Raw genomic sequence first — 2,380 nt, 5'->3', positions numbered from 1 at the left:
TTAAACAACGTTTATAGTGGTTTTTCGGTTTGAGACTTATGATACAGCCCCTTTTAAAATAAAAAGACTTCGCAAAATCAAATATGATTTGCAAAGTCTTATTTTTATTTAGTCATTAAAGTAAGTATTAATACCATTAATCAATCCCTCAACTAATTTAGCTTGATAAACGGAATCAGTCAGTTTTTTTCAATTCGGTAGGATTATCCATAAAGCCAAGATCCACTAAAGCTGCAGGCATGTCTGTAGTAGGTGTCACGTGAAGGTTTTGAGGGTGTATTCCTTGACTAGCTAGCCCCCCAATTGTAGCTACTAATGAGTTCTGAATACTATCAGCTAAGCGCTTGCCTTCAACGATCTTTTCATTGGTATGATATGGTAGAGTTGAATATCTTGGGACATCTACAGAGCGATCATGATAAAGCGTGCATATTAGCTATTTTGCCTAACCGATCACCTCGACGAACAATATAGGTTTTCGCCTTAGATACACAGATTATTGATTGACCGATTGTTGCAATTTCATCAGCTAAAGGTCTCGAATTATCCTCTAGGTTTTTAGTCTCTGCTTCTTCTACTGGATTATTTTCAAGTTCTTTCTTGTCTTTAATGCGTACCTTTAAGACATCACCTGGATGGATTAAATTACTTATTAAGCCATTTTACTCTTCCAATTCATCCATCGTCATGCCATGGTTAATTGCAATGCGATATTTGGCATCACCCGCTTTTACTGTGTAGCTCCGTATAAAACATTGCTTTCTTGAGCATAGATGGAATTGTTGGGCGCAAGACTTGAGACTGAAACGGCAGCAAGTGCTGACATAGAAATAGTTATTATACTTGATTTCAACAAATTACCTTTCATTAGGAGTTCTTCATTTATAATTTAATTGAATGTTTTGCAATTCAATTATAAATGAAGAAACATATATCTAAAATTGAAATATAATCTTAATAGCTTCTCAAAGATTGTAATAATAGTCATTCAAAGTAAAAAAGGTTGGACGTCTATCAACGTTCAACCTTTTTAATAGTTTATGTTTAATAACGTGGACGTCCATAACCTTGAATGTAGATACTATCCCATGCAAACTCTTTGCGAGCGACCATTAGTTTGGAATCATTCACTCTGGTATTTCCTTCGAAAGTTGTAATTAATCCATTATTATAAGACTCTACGATTCCAATATGATGCCCCCAACCGTTACGATAACCATCCCAGTTGAAGAAGACAATATCTCCAGCCTTGGGCTTGGTAAGCCCCATCCAAATTCCTTTATTCTTCACAATGTTTTTATGACGTTCAACACCTACTTCTCGCCCAGTTAAGTGAGAAAGGCCGGCCTCATCTGCGATGTGAGTTACAAAAGCATCACACCAATCATCATCATACGTCAAGCTGTAACCAACCGGTTTTGGATAAATCCGATTATAAGCATCGACTAACGCACGATGTTCGGGTGAGTATTTAGGAACTCCCAGATAACTTCTTGCAATATCTAATAAACGCTCAACATTGGCATTACTTACCTCATTCGGTTCAACATTAACTTTTTCTTGAGTTGGGACTTTAGAAATAAGAATTTTTTGACCGACACTTAAGCGATTAGAAGTTAAATTATTAATTTTTTTCAATTCGCTAACTTTCATTTCATGCTGCCAAGAAATTGTTTCTATACTATCTCCCTCTTGAACAATGTGGTAACTGTACTCATAAGGTGTATGCTTTACTGATTGATTTTCCCTATATTGTTTACCTTGATCTTCAATTTGTACAATCGGAGAGGCAGGTTGGGCATTATTCACTATTAAAGTATATCCAGCATAAAGAGTATTGGAAGTCATTTCATTCCATTTCTTTAAATTGGAAACAGAGACTCCAAATTTTTTAGCGACTGAATATAAAGAATCGCCATTTTGAACGACATAAGTTTTTACTGCAACTTGAGTATTACTATCTGGCTTGGAGGGATTCAGATTCGATGTTAAATTTGGTTGAGAAACATATAAAATATCCCCTGTGTAAATATAATTTGATTTTAAATTATTCCAAGACTTCAATTGTGCAACCGTAATCCCATGCATCTCAGCTATTTTTGCTAACCAATCGCCTCGTTTTACCGTATAAGTTTTGCTTACTGTCGGTGTGCTTGGTTTTTCTGGTGTTGGTTCAGCCGGCTTTTCTGGTGTTGGTGCTGGACTTGATGCTTCACCTTTTGCCACAATCAAAACATTGCCTGGATGAATTAAGTCACTTCTTAGATTATTCCAAGACTTCAATTGCGCAACCGTAATCCCATGCATATTAGCTATTTTGCTTAGCCAATCGCCTCGTTTTACCGTATAAGTTTTGCTTACTGTCGGTGTGCTTGGTTTT

The 2,380-nt window shown here is 36.1% G+C and carries 2 protein-coding genes and 1 pseudogene; all 3 read right to left on the bottom strand.

Going from position 1 to position 2,380, the window contains the following annotated elements:
• Window positions 1-175 precede the first annotated feature (175 nt).
• Window positions 176-328, bottom strand: a complete 153-nt coding sequence (locus ACQV2S_RS08675) for an N-acetylmuramoyl-L-alanine amidase (protein ID WP_428874479.1) — start codon at window positions 326-328, stop codon at window positions 176-178.
• A 334-nt stretch (window positions 329-662) separates the two neighbouring features.
• Window positions 663-743, bottom strand: a pseudogene (locus ACQV2S_RS08670) (LysM peptidoglycan-binding domain-containing protein); the annotation flags it as partial.
• 301 nt (window positions 744-1,044) lie between these two features.
• A partial coding sequence (locus ACQV2S_RS08665; protein ID WP_428885405.1) for a LysM peptidoglycan-binding domain-containing protein occupies window positions 1,045-2,380 on the bottom strand: 1,336 nt, incomplete at its 5' end.

The organism is Facklamia sp. P13064, assembly GCF_050409425.1.
GTDB lineage: Bacteria > Bacillota > Bacilli > Lactobacillales > Aerococcaceae > Facklamia.
This window is presented reverse-complemented; position numbering and strand designations above follow the sequence as displayed.